The organism is Gordonibacter sp., from assembly GCF_036667095.1.
Classification (GTDB): Bacteria; Actinomycetota; Coriobacteriia; order Coriobacteriales; family Eggerthellaceae; genus Gordonibacter.
Window position 1 is genome coordinate 1 of the sequence record NZ_JAVWUP010000017.1, and the last position, 5449, is coordinate 5449.

Sequence of the window (5449 nt, forward strand, 5' to 3'; positions counted from 1 at the left end):
TACCGCAGGCAGCCGCCACAACGGGGCGCAGAGACACGGCTGGAACGCCTATGGCACTCACGATACGCACAGCCGCGATTGCACCGACCCGGTAAGCTTGCCGGCCAGCGTCTGCATACACTCGTAGGCCACGCCCACGGCTGGCCCGACATGCAGGCCGATGACAGGACTGACAGGCAGCACCTGCACCGTACGACCCAGCAGGGGCTCCACTACTTCATGCGCCCATTGCACCGCCTGCGTCTTGTCACCGATATAGTGCACCACGACGTCTTTCAGCCCGTGCTTCTCGACGTCGTCCTTGAACTCCTGCACGATACGGTCCAGCGCCTTTTTACTCGTGTGCACCTTGGCCAGCGTCGTCGCTTCCCCATCGGTCACGGTCAGCACCGGGGCGAGCTGCAGCAGGTTGCCCAGCAGCGCCGCCGCATTGCCGATGCGGCCGCCCTTCTGCAAAAACGTGAGCGATTCGGGCGTGAACAGGAAACGCGTCGACTCAACGCCCCGTAAAACGGCCTCGGCACACTCGGCGAGGCTCTTGCCCTCGTCACGCGCGGCCACCGCGTCGAACACCGGCCACGCCTCATCGTATCCGCACGATGTCGAATCGACCAGCGCGTAAGAGAAGCCGATATTGCGAGCCTTCACCGCACGCGCAGCGCGCACGGCGCCCTCGTAAGCTCCCGAGAGCCCGGTAGAGATGAATACGCCCAGCACTTCATCGCCTGCTTGCGCGGCATCCTCGAACATCTTTTCCAACACCAGCTGCGATGGCTGGCTCGACGTGGGGATGTCGTCGACCATGTCGTAGATGTCGGCGTAAAAGGCATCCAGGTCCATCTGCGCGTCGGCAAGTTCCTCGCCGTTGCGGTTCACGTACAGCGTGACGATATCGATACCGGCCCTCCGCGCCTCGTCGGCGGGGATGGAAGCAACCGAATCAGTAAGTATCCTAATCATAGCACCTTCCCTTAGCTTACAGCGCAAACTGCCCAACACGTTTCCATTCCCGCCGCACACACGGGTTGTCTTGATTGCCTTTACACTACGCAATGCCGAGCATGCGGGCAACCAATTCGCGACGGCGCTCAAAAAGACCATATTCGAGGCCGACGGGATAGGTATGCGGGTTCAGCATGCGCTTCTGGCTCTCATCGAGCATCCCCAGCTGCTGCTTCGTCCGCTCGCGCGCCGCCATCGCATCGCACCGCTCAGGCGGAAGCACGCCGCGACCCTCGCGTGCCAGAGGGTGCAGCAATGTCTCATGGCGCTTGCCCACCAGGTTCTTGCGCCGCAGCTCATCGGTCGGATCAACAATAGCCTCGCACGAGCCCACGCCGGCATACACGTCGAATACCATGTCGCCGGCAATGCTGCCGTCATCGTGGTAGTAACGCCGAATGTCCAGCACCCCCGGCGTGGTGAGCTTGGCAGACGTCGCGGATATCTTCAACCGGTCGCTCCAGGCCTCTTCGCCCGGTTCACGCGTAGCCGACAGCTTGTACACCCCGCCAAGCGTTGGCTGATCGTAGGCGCAGGCAAGCTTCGTGCCCACGCCCCATGACATCACTTGAGCACCCTCGTCGCGGATGGACTGGATGGTGAATTCGTCTAGGTCGTTGGATAGCACGATGCCGCAATCCGTAAGCCCTGCCTCGTCCAACATGCCCCGCGCCATCTTCGCCAGCCACGCCAAATCGCCCGAATCGATGCGGATGCCGGACAGGCGCTCGCCGCGTTCGCGCATCTCAAGGCCCACCGTGATGGCGTTCTCGATGCCCCGTTCAACATCGTAGGTATCCACCAACAGCACGCAGTTCTTCGGGAACGCCTCGGCGTAAGCGCGAAAGGCGGAAAGCTCGTCGGAAAACGACATGACCCACGAATGCGCATGCGTGCCCGACACCGGAATGCCGAACAACTTGCCTGCCAGCACGTTGGAGGTAGATGCACAGCCACCGACCACGGCCGCTCGGCTAGCCCAAATGCCGCCGGCGGCTCCTTGTGCGCGGCGTAGCCCGAACTCGGCCACGGGAGCTTCGGCGGCCAAGCATACGCGCGCCGCTTTCGTGGCTATGAGCGTCTCGAAGTTCACGCAGTTCAGCAGCGCCGTCTCAAGCAGCTGGCACTCCATGATGGGGCCGGTCACACGCACCAGCGGCTCATGGGGAAACACAACCGTACCCTCGGCCACCGCGTCGATGTCCGCCGTCAACCTGAATGTTGCCAGGTAGTCCAAAAACTCCTGCTTGAACAGCTTTCCGCCACCAGGAGCATCGAGCGAGGCCAGGTAGTCGCGGTCGTCCTGCGAAAAGGCGAACGAGTCCACCATCTCTGCCACCTGCGCCAAGCCGCACGCCACCGCGAACCCGCCCTTGAACGGGTGGTCGCGAAAGTACATATGGAAACACGCCTGCATGGAGGCCTTGCCGCTCTCCCAGTACCCCTGAGCCATGGTCAGCTGGTACAAGTCGGTAAGCAGCGCGTAATCCAGTTTCAAAGCGTTCTCCTTCTCGAGCAGGCGCATCACACTGCGCGCTTTCATGCAGAAAATCCTCCGCGGCCCCTACCTTTCGGGAGGGCGAGAGGCCGTCGGCGGGCTAGCTCTCTCCGCCGCCTTCGGCACCGGGCGTGCCGCCGCTGCGATGACTGCGGCGGCGACGGCGATGAGTGGCTTCGCCGCCGGCAGAAGGAGCGCTGCCGCTCGGAGCGGCACCATCGTTTTGCTGGCGCAGCCCAGACGATTTCTGGCCGGGACGCGGGCCGCTCTTTGCGGCTCCTTGCCCACCCTGGTCCTTGCCGCCGCGACGCGCCTGCCCGCTCTGGCCCTGCGCGCCGTTGCCGCCGCCCTTGGCGTTACCCTGCCCTTGACCGCCCTGTTTCTTTTGGCCGGAGCGCTTTTGAGTGCTCGGGGCATTCGAGCCGCCGCGTGGCTGCGGCTTGCGCTTCGCATCCTTTTCCTCACCCGCAACCTGCTGCACAGAACCGTCCGCCGCCACCTTCGTCGAACGCCGGCGACGCGGCTTGCGCGATTCGGAAGCAGCACCGTCGCCGGCACCGTTTCCGCCGCGGCCCCCGTTGCCGCCGCCGTTAGCCGATCCGTTCGCTTGGGTGCCCTTGCCGGAGCCGCCGCGACCCTTCGAGCCGTCCTTGCCGCCCGAACCCGTGCGCCGCACGCTTGCCGGATCGGCCAGCTTGTCCTGACTGGTGAACTGCGAGGTCAAGAACGTCGCCTCGCCTGCAACACCCATGGCGGCCTGCGTCGTCGCATCTTCCCACGCCTCGTCGCCCACGCGGTTAGGACGCACGCCCTCCTCAGGTGGATCGAAGTCGGCCAGCGGCACCTTCACCGGCTTTTCGCCGCCTACCTTGAGCGTCACCACTTCACGCGGCACGTCCAAATCGATGACTTTTGCCGTACCGAGCGGAGTCTCTACCTGGGCATTCTGTTTCGGGGCGCGACTCTTGAAATCCTTGTAGGCATCGAACTCGTAGCGCAGGCAGCACATGAGCCGGCCGCATACGCCCGATATCTTCTGCGGGTTCAGCGACAGATCCTGCTCCTTGGCCATGCGGATGGACACCGGGCAGAACTCGCCGCCCAGGCGCTTGCAACACAGCTCCTGCCCGCAATGGCCCAGGCCGCCCACCATACGGGCCTCGTCGCGCACGCCGATCTGGCGCATGTCGATGCGCACATGGAACTGAGCCGCCAGCTTGCGCACCAGATCGCGGAAATCCACACGCTCCTCGGCCTCAAAGTAGAACACGGCCTTGTCGCCGTCCAGCAGGAATTCCACCGAAACGGGATGCATGTCCTCGCTGGCCTCAGCCGCCATCTGTTTGAACACGGGAAGAGCCTCGGCGCTTCTGCACTCCATCTCCCCGGCACGCTCCTCGTCCTCCTCAGAGGCCAGGCGCACCACGGGCTTGAGCGCGGTCTTCAGCTTCTTCACCTGGGCCTCGTCGGCCTCGAATACGTCATCGGCCATGCGGCCGAATTCCGTGCCGCGCGCCGTGGATACCACGACCGGGTCTTCTTTATGCAATTCGAGCTCGCCCGGATCGAACCAGAGCGTACGCGGATTGTAGGCCAGCCTTACAGGCGCTATCCGAACCATACCGAACCTCTCTATCGTCAGTGCTGCGACCCACGGGAACTTAAAATCCCCGTCGCGCCGTACAGCGAGTATTTTACCTCGAACAACAGTGCGTCGACGCACGTTTCCGGAGACACATTATACGAGATGGCCGCATCGCAGCCACGCACAGCGGCAAGCGCGGCGGCCACACGGGCCTCGTCGGTTTCCCGAGCCGCCTCCTCGATGGCCGCACGGGCATCTCCGTTGATCACCAGCTCGGGCGCTTCTGCACACACGGTCAGCACATCGCGCAGCCACGAGCGGATGATGGCCGTCAGCTGGCGAAGCGCCTCGAAGGTCTTAGCTGTGAGCGCACGCTTGTTGCGCGCCTCGATCTGGCGGATGGCCGACTTCGCCAGGAAGTCGGCGTTCTCGGCCAATTCCTCTTCCTGGGATGCACGTACCACATCCAGCGGAGCCTTCGCCTGCACCACCAGATCGCTTGCCAGTCCGATGATATCCCAGTCGTCGGCGTTGCGCAGCAAGGACAGCGCCTCGAGCACGCGCGCACGGAACGCCAGGCGCTCGTTGGACTTCAGAAACTCGATGCCACGCGTGATGGAGCCGTCGCACGACTCGATAGCGATACGCGCCAGTTCACGCGAGGCACCGGTATTCTGCATGAGGATGCCGGCCGCCTCGCTCGCCGGAACGTGACGAAACGGGACCACCTGGCAGCGCGACAGAATAGTGGGAAGCACGCTCTCGCGCGTACGCCCCAGCAAGATCAGCACCACGTCGGCCGGCGGCTCCTCGAGTGTCTTCAGAAAGGCGTTGGCCGCTTGGACGCCCAAGAGATCCACGCGGTCCAAGATGTACACCTTCTTGTCCCCCTGGATAGGCGCAAGCGTCGTGTCGGCCATGATAGCGCGTATCTGGTCCACCAGATAGCCGCCCGCGCCCTCGGGCGCGAAATAGCGCACGTCGGGATGCTTCTTGCGTTTCACACGCCGGCAGATGTCGCACGCGCCGCACTCGCCGCCGCGCGGGCCATGCGGCCCCTTCGGGCACAACAGGGCTTGGGCCAGCGCATAGGCCGCCATCGTCTTGTTCGATCCGGCGGGGCCGGTGAACAGGTAGGCATGCGTCACGCGCTCGGACTTCACGCTGGAACGCAGGAAATCGCGCACCTGCGGCTGCCCGAGGATGTTCTCGAAAGCGTCGGCCGTCACTGCTGGTGCCCCTTGTCCCGCGAGCCGGGCGTGCGCCCCTTGCCGCGCTCCTGGTGGCCGCCGCTGCGGCCCGGGTGTCCGTTGTCGTTGCGGCCCGGGTGTCCGTTGTCGTTGCGGCCCGTGCGGCCACCCGCA

Annotated in this window: 4 protein-coding genes; all 4 read right to left on the reverse strand. The window is 64.3% G+C overall.

All coding sequences use genetic code 11. The features are described 5' to 3' along the window. Window positions 1-57 precede the first annotated feature (57 nt). The 4 genes from RR842_RS03200 to RR842_RS03215 all read right to left on the reverse strand — a co-directional run bounded on the left by RR842_RS03200 (window position 58) and on the right by RR842_RS03215 (window position 5314). Window positions 58-960, reverse strand: a complete 903-nt coding sequence (locus tag RR842_RS03200; protein ID WP_332728963.1) for a DegV family protein — start codon at window positions 958-960, stop codon at window positions 58-60. An 85-nt stretch (window positions 961-1045) separates the two neighbouring features. Then, complete coding sequence (locus RR842_RS03205; RefSeq protein ID WP_332511843.1) at window positions 1046-2545, reverse strand: nicotinate phosphoribosyltransferase; 1500 nt, start codon at window positions 2543-2545, stop codon at window positions 1046-1048. Between the two features lie 55 nt (window positions 2546-2600). Then, entirely contained in the window at window positions 2601-4121 is a 1521-nt protein-coding gene (ricT, locus tag RR842_RS03210) for a regulatory iron-sulfur-containing complex subunit RicT (RefSeq protein WP_332517422.1), read from the reverse strand. Between the two features lie 17 nt (window positions 4122-4138). Next, entirely contained in the window at window positions 4139-5314 is a 1176-nt protein-coding gene (locus RR842_RS03215; protein ID WP_332511868.1) for a DNA polymerase III subunit, read from the reverse strand. Window positions 5315-5449 lie beyond the last annotated feature (135 nt).

What these genes read in the sequence shown, in the direction of transcription:
- ricT (WP_332517422.1), bottom strand. Translation starts at nt 4,121, where the DNA reads ATGGTTCGGATAGCGCCTGTAAGGCTGGCCTACAATCCGCGTACGCTC.
- RR842_RS03200 (WP_332728963.1), bottom strand. Translation starts at nt 960, where the DNA reads ATGATTAGGATACTTACTGATTCGGTTGCTTCCATCCCCGCCGACGAG.
- RR842_RS03205 (WP_332511843.1), bottom strand. Translation starts at nt 2,545, where the DNA reads ATGAAAGCGCGCAGTGTGATGCGCCTGCTCGAGAAGGAGAACGCTTTG.